The sequence below is a fragment of the Burkholderia ubonensis genome (assembly GCF_001718695.1).
In the GTDB taxonomy this organism is placed as follows: domain Bacteria; phylum Pseudomonadota; class Gammaproteobacteria; order Burkholderiales; family Burkholderiaceae; genus Burkholderia; species Burkholderia ubonensis_B.
This window is the reverse complement of the sequence record NZ_CP013420.1, coordinates 1135347-1155073: the sequence shown is the minus strand read 5'-3', so window position 1 is coordinate 1155073 and position 19727 is coordinate 1135347. Positions and strand designations below refer to the sequence as shown.

The following is a 19727-nucleotide window of genomic DNA, read 5'->3' as shown; positions in this document are numbered from 1 at the left end:
GTCTCCTCGGAATGCGCGCCTTCTCTTTCAGGCCAATGCGGGCGTGGCGCGGCACGCGAATTCTATCCGGCGTTGTAGCGGCCCGCGAGGCCTCACGACAATCGGGAACACTCGAACACAATTGAGCACACATTTTCCGCAGATTGCGGACAGTCGTGCCGCGCGGGCGCTCCTAGACTTCGGGCTCCGTCACTCTCGTTCCGATATCGTGCGTCCCTCCATTCGTTCGTTGCGCTATTGCATGCCGCTTGCCGGCCTGACCCTTGCCGCCGCTGCTCATGCGGAGAACGAATACACGATCTCGCTCGGCGGCGGCTTCGCGCCGCGCTACCAGGGCAGCAGCCAGTATCGGGGTGTCGTCGCGCCGTCGTTTTCCGCGACGTTCGACAACGGCTTCTTCGTCGACAGCAGCGCCGGCGCCGGCTATCGCCTCGCGCTGCCGAACGGCGCGTTCGTGTCGGCCGCGCTGGGCTACGACGCGGGTCGCACCGACGACGATCGCTTCGGTCGTGCGGGCTCCGATCATCTGAAGGGAATGGGCAGGGTGCCGGGCTCGGTGCTGTTCGCGATGCACGCAGGCGTGAAGCTGCCGGACGGCGGCGAGCTGAGCCTTGCGATCGATGCGCCGGTCACGCATGGGTCGCGCGGCGTGTCCGGGCAGGTCGATCTCGCGGTGCCGGTGTTCGAGCGCGGACGGCACGCGCTGGTCGCGACGGCCAGCGTGCATGCCGGCACGGGGCGCTATATGCAGACCTTCTACGGTGTGACCGATGCGCAGTCGCGGGCGAGCGGGTTCGGCCCGTATTCGACGAGCGGCGGCGTGGACAGCGCGACGCTGTCGCTCACGTGGAACTGGGACCTGTCGCGGCATTGGGCAGTGCGCGCGACGGGCGGCTTCACGCGCCTGCTGGGCCGCTACGGCGACAGCCCCATCGTGCAGACGCGCAGCAACTACTACGGGATGGCCGGCGCGACCTACCGGTTCTGACCGAACCGCAAGCGACGCCTGCACTGCACGATTTGCCTGCGGTAACATCGGCGCGAAGCCGGCACACTGGCCGGCCGCAACAAGGAGAAGCGGATGAATAAGACGATCACGATGCTGGCCGCGCTCGTTGCGAGTGCAACCATTGCCGGCTGCGCGGATACGGCCACACAGCATCGCAACGCCACCGCCGGCGGCGCGGTGCCGATCGCCGTGCCATCGGGCGCCGCGAACGCATGCAAAGCTGACGCGATGCCCGACGACGCGCTGATCGGCAAGACCGAAGTCGATGCGGCCGCGCTGCTCGACGGCTGCCTGTGGCGCGTGCTCGAACGCGACGGCCGCTCTCTGCCGGGCACGATGGATTACCGCGCGGTGCGGCGCGATCTTGGCGTGCGCGACGGGAAGGTGATCTGGGTCCGGCGTGGATGACGGACGGCGCGTGCGCGGCGCAGCCGTAGCGCGCCGGCCCGCTGCGCTACTTCGAGATGTACCAGAGCGCGTCGGCGCTCGCGCGCGAATCCTGCGTAGCCGCAGCCGGGGCTTGCGGCGCGGCGGCCGGCGGCGTGTTCGACGTGACGGCAGTCGGCCACGTCGCGGGTGTGTTCGACGCGGTCGACACCGCGGGATTGTTCGCGCTGCTGCCGGTCGATGCCGAACCCGACGTGCCCGGCGTGTTCAGATACCACAGCGCGTCGGTGGAAGCCGTCCGCGCGGTCGGCGCCTTTGCCGGCTGTTTCGTTGCCGGCGCCGCGCCCGGGCGCGTCGTTGCCGCGCTTGCCTGCGCAGTCGTCGCGCCGCCGCCACGTTGCGCGCGCGCCTCGAACGGCCCGAGCTGGAAGATCAACGTTTGCGCGGAACGCGTCACGACGGCATACGGAAACTGCAGTTCCCACGACATCAGGACGCGCCCCGACGAAGTCTCCGTGAAGATCGCCGGCACGCGCTTCATGTCGCTGAACTGCACATAGACCTTCGCGCCGTCGTCGAACACCTGGATCGGCTTCGCCTGATCCGCGCCGGTCACCGTCCAGCCGAAATTGTACGCGCCGGCCGGCCCGGCGGGGCCGCCCTGCGAAGCAGGCGGAGCGGCCGGCGCGAGCGTGCGCGTGCGCGCGACCGGCGGCGCCGACACGCTCAGGCTCGCGAACGGGTTGTACGACTGCGGCGGCGTATAGGACGGCGGAAGGATGGGCATGGGAGAGTCCGGCGTATCCGGAATGGTTTGGATCGCATCATAGACCTTGCGCGCATACGCAAGGCGCTTGTCGGGCGACGCCGAGTTGTACGCACCGATGGCGTTCCAGGTCGGCCCGAGCTGACGGATGTTCTGCGACAGGATCCACGCGCCGACGAACGCGTTGGTGCACGGGTCGTACAGGCTCTGCTCGCTGATGCCCTCGCGCGAGAGCGTCGGCAGCCACGAGCTGTTGATCTGCATGAGCCCGATGTCGGTCGTGCCGTTGGTGTTGGTGTTCACGGCGTTCGTCTTCATGCCGGACTCGACCATTGCGATGCCGCGCATCAGGCTGACGTTGACATGATGGAACGCGGCGGCGTCGTCGAGACAGTCCGCGTGCGCAAGCGTGGGCAGCGCGCACGACAGGGCGAGCGCCGCGGCGAGCGTCGGCATGGCGTGGCTGATCGAACGGTTGGTCTGACGCGGCATGGCAGGTTGGGGCACATTCCGGGCGCCCGGTGCAAGGAAATCACGCAAACGCGAAGTGTGCCATAGCATTCGGTCAAATGGTTCGCGTCAAACTTTCCTTTGCAATTGTGCGGGCATTTTGGCCCGAATTTCCCCGCGTTTTCGTGAATTCCGCCCCGCTGAAATCGGTAAAAAAGACGATCTGGCGCATCTATGCCGACGAGCCGTTGCTGCCGCGCACGGAGATGACGCGGCGCGTCAATTCACCACAAAATGCGGCCATGAAAGACGGCAGCCCAAGGCTGCGGCCAATGGGCCTTGGTAAATGGCGGCGGCGCGCGGCCCGTCGTGCCCCTCAGAAGCGATGGCGCAGCCCGAGATTGACGATCGTCTGCGAACTGGTGCCTGCGTAGCCGTACGAACCGATCGATGCCTGCGCGGCCATCGATTCGCCGTTGCCGTCGCCGGTCTGGCCGCTCGCGTGCTGGTAGGCGGCGGTCAGGTAGACGTCGGTGCGTTTCGACAGGTTGTAATCCGCGCCGACCGACACCTGGTGATAGGTGGCCGACGTATCGCCGCCCGAACGCGTATAGCTGTAGCCGAGGCCGACGAGCAGCGCATTGGTCGCCTGATAGTTCACGAAGCCCTGACCGGTGTTGTAGTGCTCGTTCGAGCCGAACACCGAGCTCGCATCGCGGCGGTATTGCGCGTTGCTGTAGCCGACGCCGAAGGTGAACGGGCCCGCGACGTACTGGCCCGCGATGCGTGCGATGCCGATCGAATGCGCGCTCGCGTAGCCGCTGTTGACCGGGCCGTCGAAGGTGCCGTCGGACGAGCTGGTCCAGCCGTTGCGCAGCCCGTTCGACGCCGCGCTGTTGGTCGCATGGAAGTAGCCGCCCGCGACGCTGAACGGTCCGTTGCCGTAGGTGACCGCCGCCGAGTACGACTGTTGCGCGCCGGTGCTGCCGGCGATCCCGCCGAACGAGTACATCGCCGCGAACTGCAGGCCCGAATAGACGGCCGACGTGTATTTCACCGCGTTGTCGACGCGGAAGCTGTTGTCGTAGTTGTCGAGGTCGCCCGGCGTCGAGAACACGCCGCCGAAGTAGCCGTCCTCGGTCAGGCCCTGCACGAGATCGACGACCGGATCGTACTGGCGGCCGAACGTGAGCGTGCCGTATTGGTCGCTGGTCAGCCCGACGAACGCCTGGCGGCCGAACAGCCGGTTGCCCTGGCCGAGCCGGCCGTTGCTCGGATCGAAGCCGTTCTCGAGCTGGAACAGCGCGGAGAGGCCGCCGCCGAGATCCTCGATGCCCTTCACGCCCCAGCGGCTGCCGGCGAGATTGCCCGCGCTGCTGTTGCCGAGCATCCACGCGTTGTCCTTGCCCTGCGCGTGATTCACGTAGGTGACCGACGTATCGATCACACCGTACAGCGTCACGCTCGATTGCGCGTGCGCGGCGGGAATCGCCGCGAACGACGCGAGCGACATCAGCGAAAGGGCCGTGCGTTTCATCTCATCTCCTTGCGTATTGGTTTTTTCACGAAAAGCGGAATGGCAGGAGACTACCGAGCGCATCGCGCATCGGCAAAAACGAAATACTCCGATGTGACCTAAAGCCGACATGTGCATTCTGCGGCAAGGTGCATTGAGAGATTCAGATTATTGATAAACGTGAGTCAATCTCGGTGAAATAGGCGCGCATATAAGGTTTGCGTTGCCGGATTTGCGATAATTCCACGCGAATTTCACACCGAAACGCGTTTGTCGCCGATTCGTCAATTAATTATTTAATGAATCGAATGCCGGAAAGCGTACGGGATGTGTTATTTGCACGCCGCATTCGCGCCGGCCGGTGCGCGCCGCATCGGCACCGATCGCCCGCAACAGCTCGCAACCCGCTCCGAGAACACCATCATGACCGTCCCGTCTCCAAAGTCGCGCCTGCAGCTGTTCGCAGCAGCCTTGGCACTCCTGTCTGCCCTCTGCGCGGTTGCACCCGCATACGCATACGCGGACGCGCCGGCTGCGCTCGAGCGCGGGCTGCACGCGTTCATCCGCGACACCTACGGCGCGTGGCGCGCCGACCGCAAAGGCTGGCAGCCGGCTGCCGGCGACTCGATCTATTCGGCACGCGGAACGTTGCGGGTCGCGACGGCCGACGGTCCACGCATGCTGCTCGCGATGTGCGGCGAGACCGACGCGGCCGTCGCCAACGGGATGCCGGGCATGGGCTCGGACGGCACGCCGGGCACGGTGCGCATCGAGCGGCTCGGCCCGCATCTGTTCGGTTTCGTGATCGGCGACGGCACCACGTTGCAGGGCTATACGCAGACGAGCCAGTCGATCCGGCTGCCGTACCGCAACGCGCTCGTCGAAGCCGCGCCGCGCATCAACGAAGCGCTCGACAACGGTGGCTCGCTCGATTGCGCCAACGCGAAGTCGCACTGCGAGCGCCGCACGTTCGCGATCGCGCCCGACACGACGGCCACGGACGACGTCTATCCGTTGACGGTCATCGAGACGGGCCGGCGCGGCAGCCGCGAGATCCATGCGCGCTACACGGTGAAGTTCGACGCGGCGCGCGGCCGCTACGTCGTGCCGAAGGCGCTGCAGGAAGGGTATTGAGCCGGGGGCGCGCATCACGCGAGGCGGCACGTCGTGCGCCCGCGCGTCACACGTACAGATACCGGACGAGGTGGAAGAACACCGGCGCAGCGAAGCAGATCGAGTCGACGCGGTCGAGCATCCCGCCGTGGCCGGCGATCATCGAGCCCCAGTCCTTCGTGCCGAGCGAGCGCTTGACGGCCGACAGCACGAGCCCGCCGACGAAGCCCGCGATCACGATCGCGAGCGAGATGCCGAATGCCGCGCCGAAGCTGAACGGCGTCACGCGATACAGCGACGCGCCGCACAGCGTCGCGAGCAGGCCGCCGCCGACGAAGCCCTCGACCGTCTTCGACGGCGACAGGCGCGGCGCGATCTTGCGGCGTCCGAACAGCTTGCCGACCACGTACTGCAGCACGTCGCTGATCTGCACGACGACGAGGAAGAAGAACAGCAGCAGCGCGTTCTGGCCGGCGTAGCGCGGAATGTCGAGGATCAGCACCGCGGGCGCATGGCTCAGCCCGTACACGCAGACCATCAGCGCCCAGTTGATCTTCGCGTTGCGGCTCAGGAACTCGCGCGTGTCCTGCGTGAGCGCGGACACGAGCGACATCGCGAAGAACAGGTGCACGGGCACGAAGATCGAATACATCCCGTACCAGTCGATCGCGAGCAGCAGGTACTGCACCGGAATCGCGACGAAGAACGCGATGAACAGCGTCGTGTGGTCGCTCGCGGTGGTCGGCGTGAGCGTGATGAATTCGCGCAGCGTCAGGTACGACAGCAGCGCGAACACGAGGTAGGTGACGTTGTTGCCGAGGCCGATCGCGATCACCATCACCGCGATCATCGCCCACCACGCGCGGATGCGCTGGTTCAGGTTGACGATGGTCGCGCTCGCGCCGCCGCTGCGCGCGCCGAGGATCGCGCCGATCACGGTCGCGACGGCCAGGAGGGCCGTGACGCCCGCGACCAGTTCCCAGAAAAGAGTTCGCATGTCGATGTCCGGATGAGGAGGGTGGCGCCGCGTTCAGCCCGCGGGCCGGTGCGGCGCGAGCGCGACGATCGCGTCGCGCATGCGGGCGAGGAACGACGCCTTGTCTTCCTGGTCGGCAAGCGCCTCGTTCGCGCCGAAGTGCACCTTGCAGATCAGCGGCACCGGCCAGATCGCGCCTTTCGGCATGATCCGCTGCAGGTTCTCCAGGTAGACCGGCGCAAGCGCGACGTTCGGGAACTCGCTCGCGAGATGGAACAGCCCGCTCTTGAACGGCTGCGGCAGCGCTTCGGCGCTGCGCGTGCCTTCGGGGAAGATGATGATCGAATGGCCCTGCGCGAGCGCGTCGCGTACGGGGTCGAGCGGATCGCCGCCGGTTTCGCGGTGGCGGTCGATCAGCACGACGTTCAGCAGCTTCTGCGCGATGTGGCGCTTCAGGTCGCTGCTGTCCCAGTAGTCGCGCGCGGCGACCGGCCGCACGACCGCGCGCACGTCGCGCGGCAGCGCGGCGAGGATCGCGAGCGTGTCGATGTGGCTCGTGTGGTTCGAGAAGTAGATTTTCTGCGTCGGCGAGGGCGGCGCCTGATGCCAGACCGGATACGCGCCGGCGACGAGGCGCACGATCGACAGCAGGAAATCGCGTTGCCACGCATGCAGGATGTTCATCGGCGACGCGCCTCCTGTTCGCATGCCTGCCGCGCCGCATCGCTGCGGCGGGCAGGTTCCCGGAATGCCGGCGTGCTGCGTGGCGCGCCGGACGGCCCATATTTGACTATTTTCAAATTTGTGAATGCCTGTCGCGGGTCCGCGATGATCGGCGGAGGCCGCGATGAACGGCGTGAATGACCGCTATTGGACAGGTGCGCGAATGCGGCGGGCACGAGGTGGCGCGGCATTCGGGCCAGCGGATTATCGCGAGTTTCCGCGAAAAACACCAGAATGCCGCGCCGCGGCCCGCGGCGTCGGGCGTCGCGTGACACCTTTCGGCATGCTTGACGCACGATGGCCGCTCGGCGACGATTACGACCGTCCATTGATGCGACGTCTCAGCCGTCCGGGGCATGACCGGCGAAGACGTCCCGCAAGCCGTGCGAATAAAACGATGAGCCTCTACGCACTCAAACCCAAATTCCAGAACTGCCTGCGCCCGCTCGCGGATTCCCTTGCCGAACGCGGCGTCACCGCGAACCAGGTCACGCTGTTCGCCGCCGGCGGCTCGATCGTCGTCGGCGCGCTCGCCGGGCTCGGCGGCTTCGCGAAAGCGCTGTTCCTGCTGATCCCGCTGTGGCTGTTCTTGCGCATGGCGTTGAATGCGATCGACGGCATGCTCGCGCGCGAGCACGGGCAGAAGAGCACGCTCGGCGCGTACCTGAACGAGCTCGGCGACATCGTGTCGGACGTCGCGCTCGTGCTGCCGTTCCTCGCGGTGCCGGCGTTCGCTCAAGCGGACGTCTGGCTGTTCGCACTGCTGGCGGTCGTCGTCGAAGGCGCGGGGCTGATCGGGCCGCTCGCCGGCGCGAGCCGCCGCTACGACGGGCCGTTCGGCAAGAGCGACCGGGCGCTCGCGCTCGGCGCGTTCGCGCTGTGGATCGGCGTCGGCCTGCCGGTCGGCGGCATCGCCGCATGGCTGTGGCGGCTCCTGATCGTGCTGTCGGTCGTGACCGTCGTGCGGCGCGTGCGGGCCGGCGTCGCCGAAGCGGGCGGCTGATGGCTGATGGCTGACGATTGACGGCACGCGCGTGAGACCGGCGCCGGGGGCGGCGCCGCATGATTCGAATAACGAAACGAGAGAGATCGCATGAGCGCACGCATCGCCCGCGAAGCGGACTTCACCACCCACGACGGCGAAACGCTGTTCTACCGTCACTGGCCCGCGACGCTCGCACGCTGCCGCGGCGCGATCGTGCTGCTGCATCGCGGTCATGAGCATTCGGCGCGCGTCGCGCACCTCGTCGACGAACTCGACCTGCCCGAATTCGCGTTCTTCGCGTGGGACGCGCGCGGCCACGGCCGCTCGCCGGGCGCGCGCGGCTACAGCCCGAGCGCGGCCGCGTCGGTGCGCGACCTGCAGACCTTCGTCGAGCACATCCGCGACGCGCACGGCATCGCGATCGAGGACATGGCGGTGGTCGGCCAGAGCGTCGGCGCGGTGCTCGCGGCGACCTGGGCGCACGACTACGCGCCGCCGATCCGCTGCCTCGTCGTCGCGTCGCCGGCGTTCCACATCAAGCTCTACGTGCCGTTCGCGCGGCCCGGCCTGCGGCTGATGCACAAGCTGCGCGGGCTGTTCTACGTGAACAGCTACGTGAAGCCGAAATTCCTCACGCACGACCCCGAGCGGATCGCGAGCTACACGGCCGATCCGCTGATCACGCGGCCGATCGCGGTCAACATGCTGCTCGACCTGCACGACACCGCGCAGCGGATCGTCGCGGACGCCGCGGCGATCACCGTGCCGACGCAGCTGCTGATCTCCGGCGCGGACTGGGTCGTCCATCGCGGCCCGCAGGACCGCTTCTACGAGCGCCTCGGCGCGGCGCGCAAGGAGCGCATCGTGCTGCCGGGCTTCTATCACGACACGCTCGGCGAGCGCGACCGCGCACAGGCGCTCGCGCCGCTGCGCACGTTCGTGCTGCGCGAATTCGATGCGCCGAGCCCGCGCGTGTCGCTTGCCGACGCCGACCGGCGCGGCGCGTTCCACGACGAATACGCGGCGCTCCAGCGGCCGCCCGCGAATCCGCTCGCGCGCGCGTACTGGGCGATCACGCGTGCAGGGTTGAAGGCGGGCGGCGCGCTGTCCGACGGCATCGCGCTCGGGCTGAAGCTCGGCTTCGATTCGGGCTCGACGCTCGACTACGTGTATCGCAATCACGCGCAGGGGCGCCTCGGCGTCGGCCGGCTGATCGACCGCACCTATCTCGATTCGCCGGGCTGGGCCGGCATCCGCCAGCGCAAGGTGCACCTGCAGGAACTGATCGGCACGGCGATCGCGCGGCTGCGCGGCGCCGGCGCGCCGGTGCGGATCGTCGACATCGCGGCCGGGCACGGCCGCTACGTGCTCGACGCGATCGCGTCGGCAGCCGAGCGCGACGGCGCCGCGCCCGACGACATCACGCTGCGCGACTACAGCCCGCCGAACGTCGAGGCAGGGCGCGTGCTGATCGCGCAGCGCGGCCTCGAGCCGATCGCGCGCTTCGAGCGCGGCGACGCGTTCGACGAGGCGTCGCTTGCGACGCTCGAACCGCGTCCGACGCTCGCGATCGTGTCGGGCCTCTACGAGCTGTTCGGCGAGAACGCGCTGATCGAGCGCTCGCTGCGCGGGCTCGCGCAGGCGGTGCCGCCGGGCGGCTATCTCGTCTACACGGGGCAGCCGTGGCATCCGCAGCTCGAGTTCATCGCGCGTGCGCTGAACAACCACCGCGGCGACGCGACCTGGGTGATGCGGCGCCGCTCGCAGGCCGAGATGGACGAGCTCGTCGCGCGCGCCGGCTTCCGCAAGCTCGACCAGCGGATCGACGAGATGGGGATCTTCACGGTCAGTCTCGCGCAGCGGGTCGACGCGTGATGCGCGAGCTCGGCGGCAGCGCACGCGGCCTTTCTGCACCTGCACCGGCGGCGGCCGGCGCGCGTGGCGCGTCGTTCGCGCTGCGCCTGCGCTGGCTCGCGGTGATGGGCGCGGTGTTCTTCTCGACCTACGGCTTCGCGAACTGGCTCGCCGCGCGTCGCGCCGCAGTGCCGACCTTCGCGTTCGGCTGGGAGCATGCGATCCCGTTCGTGCCGTGGACGATCGTGCCGTACTGGTCGATCGACCTGCTGTACGCGCTGTCGTTCTTCTTCTGGACCCGCCGCGACGACCTGCTCGATCACGTGAAGCGATTGCTGACCGTGCAGCTGATCTCGGTCGCGTGCTTCATCGCGTGGCCGCTGCGCTTCGGCTTCGAGCGGCCCGACGCGGGCGGCGTGGCAGGCGCGTTGTTCACGCTGCTGATGGGCTTCGACAAGCCGTTCAACCAGGCGCCGTCGCTGCATATCGGCCTGCTCGTCGTGCTGTGGGCCGTCTATGCGAAGCACCTGCGCGGCACGCCGGCGCGCGCCGCGCTGCATCTGTGGTTCGCGGCGATCGGCGTGTCGGTGCTGACGACCTACCAGCATCACGTGATCGACGTGCCGACCGGCGCGGCGGTCGGTTGTCTCGCGCTGTTCCTGTTCCCGCTGCGCGACGCGGCGGGCCACTCGCGCAGCGGCGACGCTGCGCCGTGCGCGGCGAGCCGCGCGCTGGCGCGCCGCTACGCGCTCGGCGCGGCGACGTTCGTGCTGGTCGTACTCGGCTGTGTGCCGCGCGCGCCGGCCGCGGCGTTGCTCGCCGGGTGGGTCGCGCTGGCGCTCGCGTGCGTCGCATGGATCTATTGGCGCGGCGCGCCGGGCGCGTTCCAGAAGGACGCCGACGGCCGGTTCCCGCCGTTCATGCAAGGGCTGCTCGCGCCGACGATCGCCGGCGCGTTCGTCAACTCGCGCGCGTGGACGTTCCGGCGGCCCGCGCCCGCGCGGCTCGACGAGCGCGTGTCGATCGGCCGCACGCCGACCACGCGCGAGCTGCGGCGGCACGGCTTTACCGGCGTCGTCGACCTGACCGCCGAGATGCCGCGCTGGGCCGCGACGGACGCGTCGTGCGCGTATGCGACGGTGCCGCAGCTCGATCTGGTGGTGCCGAGCTGCGCGCAACTCGCGGCGGCGGTCGAGGCCATCGAGCGCCTGCATGCGCAAGGCCGCGACGTGCTGGTTCATTGCGCGCTAGGCTACGGGCGCAGCGTGCTGTGTGCGGCCGCGTGGATCGCGATGCGGCGCGGGCTGCACGATGCGCGCGACGCGCTGGCCGCGGTGCGGGCGGTCCGGCCGCGCGCGGTGTGGCCGGATGAAGCGGTGGCCGTGCTGCAGGACTGGATCGACCGCCGCGCGGCGGGGCGCGCATGAGCGGCGCTTCGTCGGCGCCGTACCGGATCGCCGCGGCTCGCGGCGCGCTCGATGCGGGCGCGTGGGCGGTCGCCGTCGCGCTCGTGGCGGCGGGCGCGGGCGGATGGATCGCATCGGGCTGGCCGCCGGCGAGCATCGCGCGCGCGGTGCTGGCCGTCGTCAGCGCCGGCTCGGCGATCGCCGCGCTGTGGTACGCGGTGCGCATCGAGATCGATCGCCGCTTGTTCGCCGCGCTCGCGCACGCGACGTCGGACGACGGCGACGACGAGCTCGGCCACGCGCTCACCGCGCTCGATCGCGCACTGGCCGACCTCGGCTGGATCGATCCACGCAGCGCCGCGCGCGGGCTCGACGCGCGCGTGCGCGGCGCGGTCCGGTTATGCCGGGCCGGCATGCTCGTCGCGATCGTGCAATGGGTCGTGGTGGCGGTCGCGATCGCGGTGCCGGTGGGCCATTGACGGCCATCTCGGCGCATTAGCGGCCCGTTAGCGACCCATTAGCGCCCGGCCGCGCCACACGATCGCGGCGCCGCCCGCGACGCAGCGCAGCAATGGCCCGAACCGCGTGACCGAACCGCGGAATCGATTTGATATAAATCAGCTTTGCGCGAAGAAATCCCGACGTGCGGCGCACGCTTGCGGTAGCATACGCGCCGCCTACGCGGCAGCGCACATTTCGGGCGGCCCGCAAGGAGCCGCAATCCGTCTCCACGCACACCTGCCGCACCGACTCGATGCTGGCAGGCCGATCGCCAGCCCTCGTGCAAGTTTTGCCATTCAATCGCTGCACGCAGCATTTCCGACCGAATTGAGTTTTTTTCGCTTCGGCATTGCTGAATCGTGCGGCTTTCGTCCTATTTTTGAGATAGTGTGACGAATGGGGTAGCGCCGGTGCCAGGCGCTCGCGTAGACGTGCGACCGGACAAAGAAGCCGCGTCGCCGTTCAGATAAATGAATTCAGGCCAGATAGATTATTGAGGGGAAGCAGTGGGGATGTGCACTTACGGGCATAGCTGCTTTGCGCGCGCCGGTCGCGGCGCGCTGGATCACCGGACGTTCGAAACGATGCGGGGCCGAGCATGAGGCCGGCCGCGTCGTTGTTCATGCTGTCCGCTGCGCTGTTCGGCGCATTGCATACCGCCGCGCTGTCCGCCGCGCCGATGCCGGTCGCGTCGGTGGCGTCGGCCGGGGCGGCCGTGCCTGCGGTTGCCGGCGCCGCGTCCGCGCCCGCCGATGTTGCGCGCGCGCTACAGGTTGCCGCCGCATCGGGCGCGGCCAGCGCGGCCGCCGCCGCGGCCGGCGGGCCGGCCATCACCGTGCGCCTGCCGTTCTCGACGGTCGGCGCGTTCGATCCGCTGCGCCTGCGCGGCGCCGACGACGCGCGCACGATCAGCGCCGGCGTGCGGCTCGACCGCGTGGTGACCGCCGCGCGGCTGCGCCTGACCTACGCGTATTCGCCGTCGCTGGTGTTCCCGCTGTCGCACCTGAAGGTGTCGATCAACGGCGAGGTGGTCGCCACCGTGCCGTTCGACCCGCCGCGCGCGGGCCGCACGGTTACGCAGGAAATCCCGATCGATCCGCGCTATTTCTCCGACTTCAACCAGATCGGGCTGCGGCTGATCGCGCACTACTCGCTCGATCACTGCGAAGACCCCGCGAACTCGGCGCTGTGGGCCGACGTGAGCCCGACCAGCGAGCTGATCCTCGACGAGACGCCGGTGCGCCTGCCGAACGATCTCGCGCTGCTGCCCGCGCCGTTCTTCGACCGCCGCGACAACGGGCGGGTGCGCCTGCCGTTCGTGCTGCCCGCGTCGCCCGATACCGCGACGCTGCGCAGCGCGGGTGTGCTCGCGTCGTGGTTCGGCGCGCTCGCGGACTACCGCCATGCGCGCTTCCCGGTGTCGTCCGCGCTGCCGGCGAACGACCACGCGGTGCTGATCGGCCCGGTCGCCGCACTGCCGCCGGGCCTCGCGCTGCCGTCCGTCAACGGCCCGACGCTCGCGGTCGTCGACAATCCGGCCGCGCCGGAGCGCAAGGTGCTGGTCGTCACCGGCCGCACGGCGGCGGAAGTCGACGACGCGGCCGCAACGCTGGTGCTCGGCCGCGCGGCGCTGTCGGGGCCGTCGGCGACGGTCGCGCATGTCGACGTCGGCGCGCCGCGCAAGCCGTACGATGCACCGCGCTGGCTGCCGGTCGACCGGCCGATCGCGTTCCGCGAACTGGTGGCGGACCCGCGCGAGCTGGAAGTGCGCGGCACGTCGCCGGACGCGATCCGGCTGAACCTGCGGGTGCCGGCCGACCTGCATTCGTGGAACGGCGCGGGCGTGCCGATCACGCTGCGCTACCGCTACACGGCGCCGACCGTGCAGGACAATTCGACGCTCGCGGTCGAGATCAACGACCAGCTCGTGAAGTCGTACCGGCTCGGGCCGTCCCACGCCGAGGACGCGCGCGGCCGCATGCAGCTGCCGTTGCTGTCGGTGCCGGAAGGGCGCGTGACGAGCGACGTCGACATTCCGGCGTTCCGCGTCGGCAGCGGCAACCAGCTGCAGTTCCGCTTCACGCTCGATTCGCAGAAGACGGGCCTGTGCTCGAGCACCGCGACCGAGCCGCAGCGCGCGGCGATCGACCCGGATTCGACGATCGATTTCTCGCACTTCGTCCATTACGCGCAACTGCCGAACCTCGCGTACTTCGCGAACAGCGGCTTCCCGTTCACGCGCTTCGCGGACCTGTCGCAGACCGCGGTCGTGCTCGCCGACCGGCCGTCGCCGCAGGAGCTCGAGGCGTACCTGACGATGCTCGGCCACATGGGCGAGTGGACCGGCTACCCGGCGCTGCGCGTGCAGGTCGCGCGCCCGGGCGACATGGCCGCGCTGCGCGACAAGGACCTGCTGGTGATCGACGGCGCGCCGTCGTTCCCGCTGCTCGCGCGCTGGCGCGCGGCGCTGCCGCTGTCGTTCGGCGAGCAGGGCGGCGCGGGCGGCGCGCGGGTCGCGTTCACGGTCAAGGAGCGCTGGCGCAACGGCGTCGGCATGGCCGAGGGCGGCGCGCACATCGAGCAGACCGGCTCGCTCGCGGCGCTCGTCGGCTTCGAGCTGCCGGACAGCCGCGGCCGCAGCGTCGTCGCGCTGACGGCGACCGGCCAGCCGCAGCTCGGCACGCTGCTCGACGTGTTCGAGAACGCCGGGCTCGTGTCGCAGCTGCAGGGCGATCTCGCGGTGGTGCGGCCGGGCACGGTCGACAGCATGCGCGTGGGCGAGCCTTACGTGGTCGGCTTCGTGCCGTGGTATGCGCGGCTCTGGACGCATGCGGCGCGGCATCCGGTCGTGCTCGGCGCGGTCGGCGTCGTCGCGGGCCTGCTGCTCGCGCTCGGCGCGTTCAGCGTGCTGCAAAGGATTGCCGCGCGGCGACGGGGGATGTGACGGATGGCGCAGGCAACGGCAAGGCGGCGGGCGAGCCGGACGGCGTGGCGCGCCGGCGCGGCGCTGGCGCTGGCGGTTTCGACGGCCGGCATGGCCGCGAGCGCGCCGGCCGCGGGCAAGGACGCGGCCGACGGGGCATGCGCGGCCGCGTGGCCGCGCTGGGACGCGTTCAAGCGCGATTTCGTGTCGGCCGACGGCCGCGTGATCGACGTCGGCTCGGACGATGCGCGCACGGTGTCGGAAGGGCAGGGATACGGGCTGTTCTTCGCGCTGGTCGCGAACGACCGGCCCGCGTTCGACCGGATGCTCGCGTGGACCGAGAACAACCTCGCGCAGGGCGACCTGAGCGCGCACCTGCCCGCGTGGCTGTGGGGGCGCGCGGCCGACGGCGCGTGGCGGGTGCTCGACGCGAACGCCGCGTCGGACGCCGATCTGTGGATCGCCTATGCGCTCGTCGAGGCGGGCCGCCTGTGGCGCGAGCGCAGCTATACCGCGCGCGGCGCGCTGCTCGCGAAGCGCGTGCTCGACGACGAGACGGCCGCCGTGCCGGGGCTCGGGCTCACGCTGCTGCCGGGGCCGGTCGGCTTCCGGCTCGCGAACGACCTGTGGCGGGTCAACCCGAGCTATTCGCCACCGCAGGTGATCCGCGGCCTCGGCGCACGGCTGCCGGACGACCGCCGCTGGGCCGCGCTCGCGGCCAGCACCGGGCGCGTGCTGCTCGACACCGCGCCGAAGGGCTTCGCGCCGGACTGGGCGCTGTTCCGCGCGGGCGCGGGCTTCGCGCCCGATCCGGCCACGCACGCGCAGAGCGCGTACAACGCGATCCGCGTGTATCTGTGGGCCGGCATGCTCGATCCGGCCGATCCGCTCGCCGCGCCGCTGCTCGCGCGCTTCGCGCCGTTCGCCGAGCACATCGCCGCGCACGGCGCGCCGCCGGAGAAGGTCGACACGACGACCGGCGCCGCCGGGCCGAACGACGGCAACGGCGGCTTCTCCGCGGCGGCGGTCCCGTTCCTGGACGCGCGCGGCCAGCATGCGCTCGCGGACGCGCAGGCGGCGCGTGTCGACACGCTCGCGCGACGCTCGCCGCCGGGCTACTACACGAGCGTGCTGACGCTGTTCGGCCTCGGCTGGCGCGACGCGCGCTACCGTTTCGCCGCGGACGGCACGCTGGACGTGCGCTGGGAGGGCCGTCCATGCGCGGCACGATGAAACGCGCGGCGCCGCGCGTCGCCCGGTTCGCGTGGCTCGCGTCGTCGATCGGTGCGGCCGTGCCGGCCGCCGCCGCTGTCACCGTGGCTCCGGCGCAGGATGTCGTGACGTCCCAGCCGGCCGCGACGCTGAGCGCGGCCGATCGCTCGGACGCGCGGCGGCTGCTGGCGACCGCGCGCATGTGGGGCGTCAAGCATCGCGACGATCTCGCGCGCGACGCGATCCGCAAGGGGCTGCTGATCGCGCCCGGCGATCCGGCGCTGCTCGCCGAGCAGGTGCGCGTGCTGCTGCGCCTGGGCGATGCGAAGGGCGCGCAGGCGGCGCTGGCGCGCCTGAAGGCGCAGGCGGGCGGCGCGCCCGCGACGCGGCGCGCCGACGACGAATACCGGGTCGCGACGAGCGGGCGCGAGGAGATGGCGCAGATCCGCCTGCTCGCGCGCAGCGGCCGCGCGGACGAGGCCGCCCGGCGGATCGTCGCGCTGTTCCCGAACGGCGCGCCGTCGGGCGCGCTCGGCGCCGAGTACTACCAGATCGTCGCGAACGGGCCGGGCGGCCGGGACGCGGCGATCGCGGCGCTGCGCCGCGCGGTCGCGGCCGATCCGGACGACGTCGACGCGGCGCTCGGGCTCGCGAAGCTGCTGAACCAGCGCGGCGAGACGCGCGCGGAAGCGAACCGGCTCGCGTGGGCGCTCGTGCGGCGCACCGACGCCGATCATGCGGAAGCGATGGCGGTGTGGCGGCGCGTGCTGCAGTCGGCCGATGCGGACCCGGCCTACCTCGACGCGATGCGCGCGTACCTCGCGCTCGTGCCGGACGACACCGAATTCCGCGACAAGGCCGCGGGGCTGGAGCGGCAGCGCGACGCGCAGCTGCGCCTCGAACGCGACCCGAACTACATCGCGCAGCAGCGCGGCCTGCAGGCGCTCGCGCGCGGCGATCTCGCCGCGGCCGAGCCGCTGCTGACGCAGGCCGCGCGCGCGCGGGCCGGCGACGCGGACGCGGTCGGCGGGCTCGGGCTGCTGCGCCTGCGGCAGGGCCGGCACGACGACGCGCGCGCGCTGTTCACGCGCGCCGCGGCGCTCGCGCCCGACCGGCGCGGCAAATGGGACAGCCTCGTGCGGACCGCGCGCTTCTGGGGCACGCTCGCGCAGGGCCGCGCGGCCGCGGCGGCGGGGCGGCCGCAGGACGCGGAACGCGCGGCGCGCGCCGCGCTCGCGATGCAGCCGGACAGCCCGGACGCAACGCTGCAGCTTGCCGACGCGCTGCTCGCGCAGCGCGACTGGGCGCGCGCGGAGCCGCTGCTGCGCGGCCTGCTGGCGGCGCGCGCGCCGAGCGCGTCGGCGGTGCGCAGCACGGCCACGCTGTACGAGAACACCGGCCGCGCGGATCAGGTCGGCCCGTTGCTCGACGCGCTGCAAGGCCGGGTCGCGGGCCGCGACGACCGGCGCGCGCTCGACGGCCTGCGCGCCGACCTGCTCGCGCGGCAGGCGCGCGCGCTCGCGGACAAGGGCGAGCGCGGGCCGGCCGCGCAGCGCTACGAAGCGGCGGTGCGCGCGGCGCCCGACGCGGCGTGGACCCGCTTCGCGCTCGCGCGCCTGTATCGCGACATGGGGCTGCCGCAGCTCGGCCGCACCGTGATGGACGAAGGGCTCGCGCAATCTGATGAGCCGGAGATGCATTACGCGACGGCGCTGTACCGCAATTCGATCGACGACGTCGCGGGCGCGCAGGCCGCGCTCGCGCCCGTTGGCGACGCGCGGCGCTCGGACGGCATGCGCGCGCTCGCCCGCAAGCTGGACGCGGAAAGCGCGCTCGCCGACGCGCGCGGCGCGCTGGTGCGCGGCGACAGGGCGGCGTGTGCAGCGGCGCTCGCGCACGCGCAGGCGTTCGCGCCGGACGATCCCGACATGCTGGCCGCGATCGGCGCGCAATGGATCGACGCGGGCGAGCCCGAGCGCGGCCTCGCGCCATTGCGCGACTGGATCGCCGCGCATCCGCGCGACGCCGATGCCGACGTGCGGCTGCGCTACGGCGACCTGCTCGGCGGCGCGGGCCGCGACGGCGAACTCGCCGCGTGGCTCGACGCGATCCGCCGCGAGCCGCCGCTGACGGCCGCGCAGACCGCGCGGCTCGAAGACCAGTCGCTGCGGCTGATCCTGCGCCGGGCCGACGACGCGATCGCGCAGCAGGACTACGCAGCGGCGCGCCGGCTGCTCGACCGCGCGAGCCCGGCGGCCAAGGCGGACCCGCGCCACGCGCTCGAAGCGGCCGACCTCGAGCGCGCGCAGGGCCGCTACGACGCGGCGCGCGCCGCGCTCGCGCCGGTCGTCGCGCGCACCCCGGACGACGCCGATGCGCAGCTCGCGCTCGCGCGGATCGACGAGGACAGCGGCGACCGTGCCGGCGCGCTGGCGCGCGTGCAGGCGGTGCTCGCGCGCGCCAGCGCCGACGACGTCGACACGCAGCTGTCGGCGGTGCGCCGCCTCACCGCGCTGCGCCGCGCGGACGACGCGGCGGACGTCACCGGCCGGCTGCAGGCGGCCTATCCGGCGCGCGCGGACGTGACGGTCGCGGCGGGGCGGGTGGCCGAGGCGCAGGGGCGCTACGACGACGCGGCGTCGCTGTACCGGCTGTCGCAGTCGCAGGAGCGCGCGAGCGGCGTGAGCCCGCGCCGTGACGGCCGCACGCCCGCGCAGGCCGCGTTCGCCGATCTGGAGCAGCGCCGCGACCCCGAACTCGAGATCGGCTGGCTGCCCGCGTACAAGTCGGGCGACCAGGGCGTGTCCGCGTACCGCGCGCAGCAGGTGCCGATCTACGTGCAGATGCCGGTCCGCTACGACGGGCATGCGTTCCTGCAGGTCGACACCGTGCATCTCGACGCCGGCACGCTCGACACGAGCAATCCGGATGCGTATGCGCTCAAGACATTCGGCCTGCATTCGGCGCTGAGTTCGCCGAGCGCGAATCCGCCCGGCTCGCTGCATCAGTCGGCGACGGGCGTCGCGCTCGGCGCGGGCTACCGGTCGGATGCGTGGCGCTTCGACGTCGGCACGTCGCCGCTCGGCTTCCCGGTGCACTACGTGGTCGGCGGCGTGCGCTACCGGTTCGACGCCGGGCCCGCGAGCGTCACGATGAACGCGTCGCGGCGGCCGCAGACGAGCAGCGTGCTGTCGTATGCGGGCATGCGCGACCCGTGGACCGGCGCGGTGTGGGGCGGCGTGCGCCGCGACGGCGTGGACCTGCGCGCGGCGCTCGACGTCGGCCGCGCGAACCTGTTCGCGGAATTCGGCGCGGGCGTGCTGACCGGCCGCAACGTCGAGCGCAACACGGCGGTCACGCTGCGCACCGGCTTCACGATGCCCGTGTACGAGCGCGCGACGATGCGCGTGCGCACCGGCCTCGTCGGCAGCGCGTGGCATTACGCGCAGAACCTGCGCTACTACACGTACGGCCAGGGCGGCTACTACAGCCCGCAGCGCTACCTGTCGCTCGGCGTGCCGGTCGAGTGGGAAGGGCGCCGGGACGCGCTGTCGTGGGACCTGACCGTGACGGGCGGGATCTCGAACAGCTACGAGCGCGATTCGCCGTATTTCCCGATCGGCGTGCCGAACGTCGCCGGCCTGCGGCCCGCGTCGGATTACGCCGGGCAGGCATACGGCGGCAGCTCGACGCGCGGCGTGTCGTTCTCGTATGGCGTGAACGGCCTCGTCGAGTACCGGATGAACCCGCACCTGAGCGTCGGCGCGCAGTTGAAGATCGACCGTTCGCACGACTACGCGCCGAGTTCGGCGATGGTGTACCTGCGCTACGCGTTCGACGCGCGCGCGCCGCGCACCGGCCTCGTCACGCCGACGCCGGTGCGGCTCTATTCGGATTTTTAGCGTG

General features: G+C 71.2%; 14 protein-coding genes. 10 read left to right on the top strand and 4 right to left on the bottom strand.

Features of this window, described 5'->3' with window-relative positions; genetic code table 11:
- Positions 1 to 241: 241 nt before the first annotated feature.
- Positions 242 to 988 carry a MipA/OmpV family protein gene (locus tag WJ35_RS05235; RefSeq protein WP_069238853.1) on the top strand — a complete coding sequence of 249 codons (747 nt, stop codon included), beginning with the start codon at positions 242 to 244 and terminating at the stop codon, positions 986 to 988.
- 93 nt (positions 989 to 1081) lie between these two features.
- The gene (locus WJ35_RS05230; protein WP_011884365.1) at positions 1082 to 1417 is read left to right on the top strand and encodes a hypothetical protein; all 336 of its coding nucleotides are present in this window, start codon (positions 1082 to 1084) and stop codon (positions 1415 to 1417) included.
- A gap of 46 nt (positions 1418 to 1463) precedes the next feature.
- Here WJ35_RS05230 and WJ35_RS05225 read toward each other — a convergent pair whose 3' ends face one another.
- On the bottom strand, positions 1464 to 2654 hold the full coding sequence (locus tag WJ35_RS05225; RefSeq protein ID WP_069238852.1) for a transglycosylase SLT domain-containing protein: 1191 nt from the start codon (positions 2652 to 2654) through the stop codon (positions 1464 to 1466).
- Between the two features lie 334 nt (positions 2655 to 2988).
- On the bottom strand, positions 2989 to 4149 hold the full coding sequence (locus WJ35_RS05220; RefSeq protein WP_069238851.1) for a porin: 1161 nt from the start codon (positions 4147 to 4149) through the stop codon (positions 2989 to 2991).
- 402 nt (positions 4150 to 4551) lie between these two features.
- On the opposite strand from WJ35_RS05220, the gene WJ35_RS05215 reads away from it, so the two are divergent.
- Complete coding sequence (locus tag WJ35_RS05215; RefSeq protein WP_069239406.1) at positions 4552 to 5262, top strand: topoisomerase IV; 711 nt, start codon at positions 4552 to 4554, stop codon at positions 5260 to 5262.
- A gap of 46 nt (positions 5263 to 5308) precedes the next feature.
- On the opposite strand, the gene WJ35_RS05210 is transcribed toward WJ35_RS05215, so the two are convergent.
- Both WJ35_RS05210 and WJ35_RS05205 read right to left on the bottom strand, forming a co-directional pair.
- Positions 5309 to 6238 (bottom strand): phosphatidate cytidylyltransferase, encoded by a 930-nt coding sequence (locus tag WJ35_RS05210; RefSeq protein WP_060237631.1) that lies wholly within the window; start codon positions 6236 to 6238, stop codon positions 5309 to 5311.
- A gap of 33 nt (positions 6239 to 6271) precedes the next feature.
- Positions 6272 to 6901: a lysophospholipid acyltransferase family protein gene (locus WJ35_RS05205; RefSeq protein ID WP_060237628.1), complete on the bottom strand. Its 630-nt coding sequence runs from the start codon at positions 6899 to 6901 to the stop codon at positions 6272 to 6274.
- A 436-nt stretch (positions 6902 to 7337) separates the two neighbouring features.
- Here WJ35_RS05205 and WJ35_RS05200 point away from each other — a divergent pair, with 436 nt between their 5' ends.
- The 7 genes from WJ35_RS05200 (at position 7338) to WJ35_RS05170 (ending at position 19723) form a co-directional block, all read left to right on the top strand.
- Positions 7338 to 7943 carry a CDP-alcohol phosphatidyltransferase family protein gene (locus WJ35_RS05200; RefSeq protein WP_010100396.1) on the top strand — a complete coding sequence of 202 codons (606 nt, stop codon included), beginning with the start codon at positions 7338 to 7340 and terminating at the stop codon, positions 7941 to 7943.
- A 90-nt stretch (positions 7944 to 8033) separates the two neighbouring features.
- Complete coding sequence (locus tag WJ35_RS05195; protein ID WP_060237627.1) at positions 8034 to 9800, top strand: bifunctional alpha/beta hydrolase/class I SAM-dependent methyltransferase; 1767 nt, start codon at positions 8034 to 8036, stop codon at positions 9798 to 9800.
- Positions 9800 to 11206, top strand: a complete 1407-nt coding sequence (locus WJ35_RS05190; protein ID WP_069238850.1) for a phosphatase PAP2/dual specificity phosphatase family protein — start codon at positions 9800 to 9802, stop codon at positions 11204 to 11206. The genes WJ35_RS05195 and WJ35_RS05190 overlap by 1 nt, the downstream gene beginning before the upstream one ends.
- Complete coding sequence (locus tag WJ35_RS05185) at positions 11203 to 11664, top strand: hypothetical protein (RefSeq protein ID WP_069238849.1); 462 nt, start codon at positions 11203 to 11205, stop codon at positions 11662 to 11664. The genes WJ35_RS05190 and WJ35_RS05185 overlap by 4 nt, the downstream gene beginning before the upstream one ends.
- A gap of 620 nt (positions 11665 to 12284) precedes the next feature.
- Entirely contained in the window at positions 12285 to 14630 is a 2346-nt protein-coding gene (bcsB, locus tag WJ35_RS05180; protein ID WP_069238848.1) for a cellulose biosynthesis cyclic di-GMP-binding regulatory protein BcsB, read from the top strand.
- A 3-nt stretch (positions 14631 to 14633) separates the two neighbouring features.
- Positions 14634 to 15842, top strand: coding sequence for a cellulose synthase complex periplasmic endoglucanase BcsZ (bcsZ, locus tag WJ35_RS31030; RefSeq protein WP_069238847.1), 1209 nt, complete (start codon positions 14634 to 14636; stop codon positions 15840 to 15842).
- The gene (locus WJ35_RS05170) at positions 15827 to 19723 is read left to right on the top strand and encodes a cellulose synthase subunit BcsC-related outer membrane protein (protein ID WP_069238846.1); all 3897 of its coding nucleotides are present in this window, start codon (positions 15827 to 15829) and stop codon (positions 19721 to 19723) included. Before bcsZ ends, WJ35_RS05170 begins: the two co-directional genes overlap by 16 nt.
- The last annotated feature ends 4 nt before the right edge of the window (positions 19724 to 19727 follow it).

What these genes read in the sequence shown, in the direction of transcription:
- WJ35_RS05235 (WP_069238853.1), top strand. Translation starts at nt 242, where the DNA reads ATGCCGCTTGCCGGCCTGACCCTTGCCGCCGCTGCTCATGCGGAGAAC.
- WJ35_RS05230 (WP_011884365.1), top strand. Translation starts at nt 1,082, where the DNA reads ATGAATAAGACGATCACGATGCTGGCCGCGCTCGTTGCGAGTGCAACC.
- WJ35_RS05225 (WP_069238852.1), bottom strand. Translation starts at nt 2,654, where the DNA reads ATGCCGCGTCAGACCAACCGTTCGATCAGCCACGCCATGCCGACGCTC.
- WJ35_RS05220 (WP_069238851.1), bottom strand. Translation starts at nt 4,149, where the DNA reads ATGAAACGCACGGCCCTTTCGCTGATGTCGCTCGCGTCGTTCGCGGCG.
- WJ35_RS05215 (WP_069239406.1), top strand. Translation starts at nt 4,552, where the DNA reads ATGACCGTCCCGTCTCCAAAGTCGCGCCTGCAGCTGTTCGCAGCAGCC.
- WJ35_RS05210 (WP_060237631.1), bottom strand. Translation starts at nt 6,238, where the DNA reads ATGCGAACTCTTTTCTGGGAACTGGTCGCGGGCGTCACGGCCCTCCTG.
- WJ35_RS05205 (WP_060237628.1), bottom strand. Translation starts at nt 6,901, where the DNA reads ATGAACATCCTGCATGCGTGGCAACGCGATTTCCTGCTGTCGATCGTG.
- WJ35_RS05200 (WP_010100396.1), top strand. Translation starts at nt 7,338, where the DNA reads ATGAGCCTCTACGCACTCAAACCCAAATTCCAGAACTGCCTGCGCCCG.
- WJ35_RS05195 (WP_060237627.1), top strand. Translation starts at nt 8,034, where the DNA reads ATGAGCGCACGCATCGCCCGCGAAGCGGACTTCACCACCCACGACGGC.
- WJ35_RS05190 (WP_069238850.1), top strand. Translation starts at nt 9,800, where the DNA reads ATGCGCGAGCTCGGCGGCAGCGCACGCGGCCTTTCTGCACCTGCACCG.
- WJ35_RS05185 (WP_069238849.1), top strand. Translation starts at nt 11,203, where the DNA reads ATGAGCGGCGCTTCGTCGGCGCCGTACCGGATCGCCGCGGCTCGCGGC.
- bcsB (WP_069238848.1), top strand. Translation starts at nt 12,285, where the DNA reads ATGAGGCCGGCCGCGTCGTTGTTCATGCTGTCCGCTGCGCTGTTCGGC.
- bcsZ (WP_069238847.1), top strand. Translation starts at nt 14,634, where the DNA reads ATGGCGCAGGCAACGGCAAGGCGGCGGGCGAGCCGGACGGCGTGGCGC.
- WJ35_RS05170 (WP_069238846.1), top strand. Translation starts at nt 15,827, where the DNA reads ATGCGCGGCACGATGAAACGCGCGGCGCCGCGCGTCGCCCGGTTCGCG.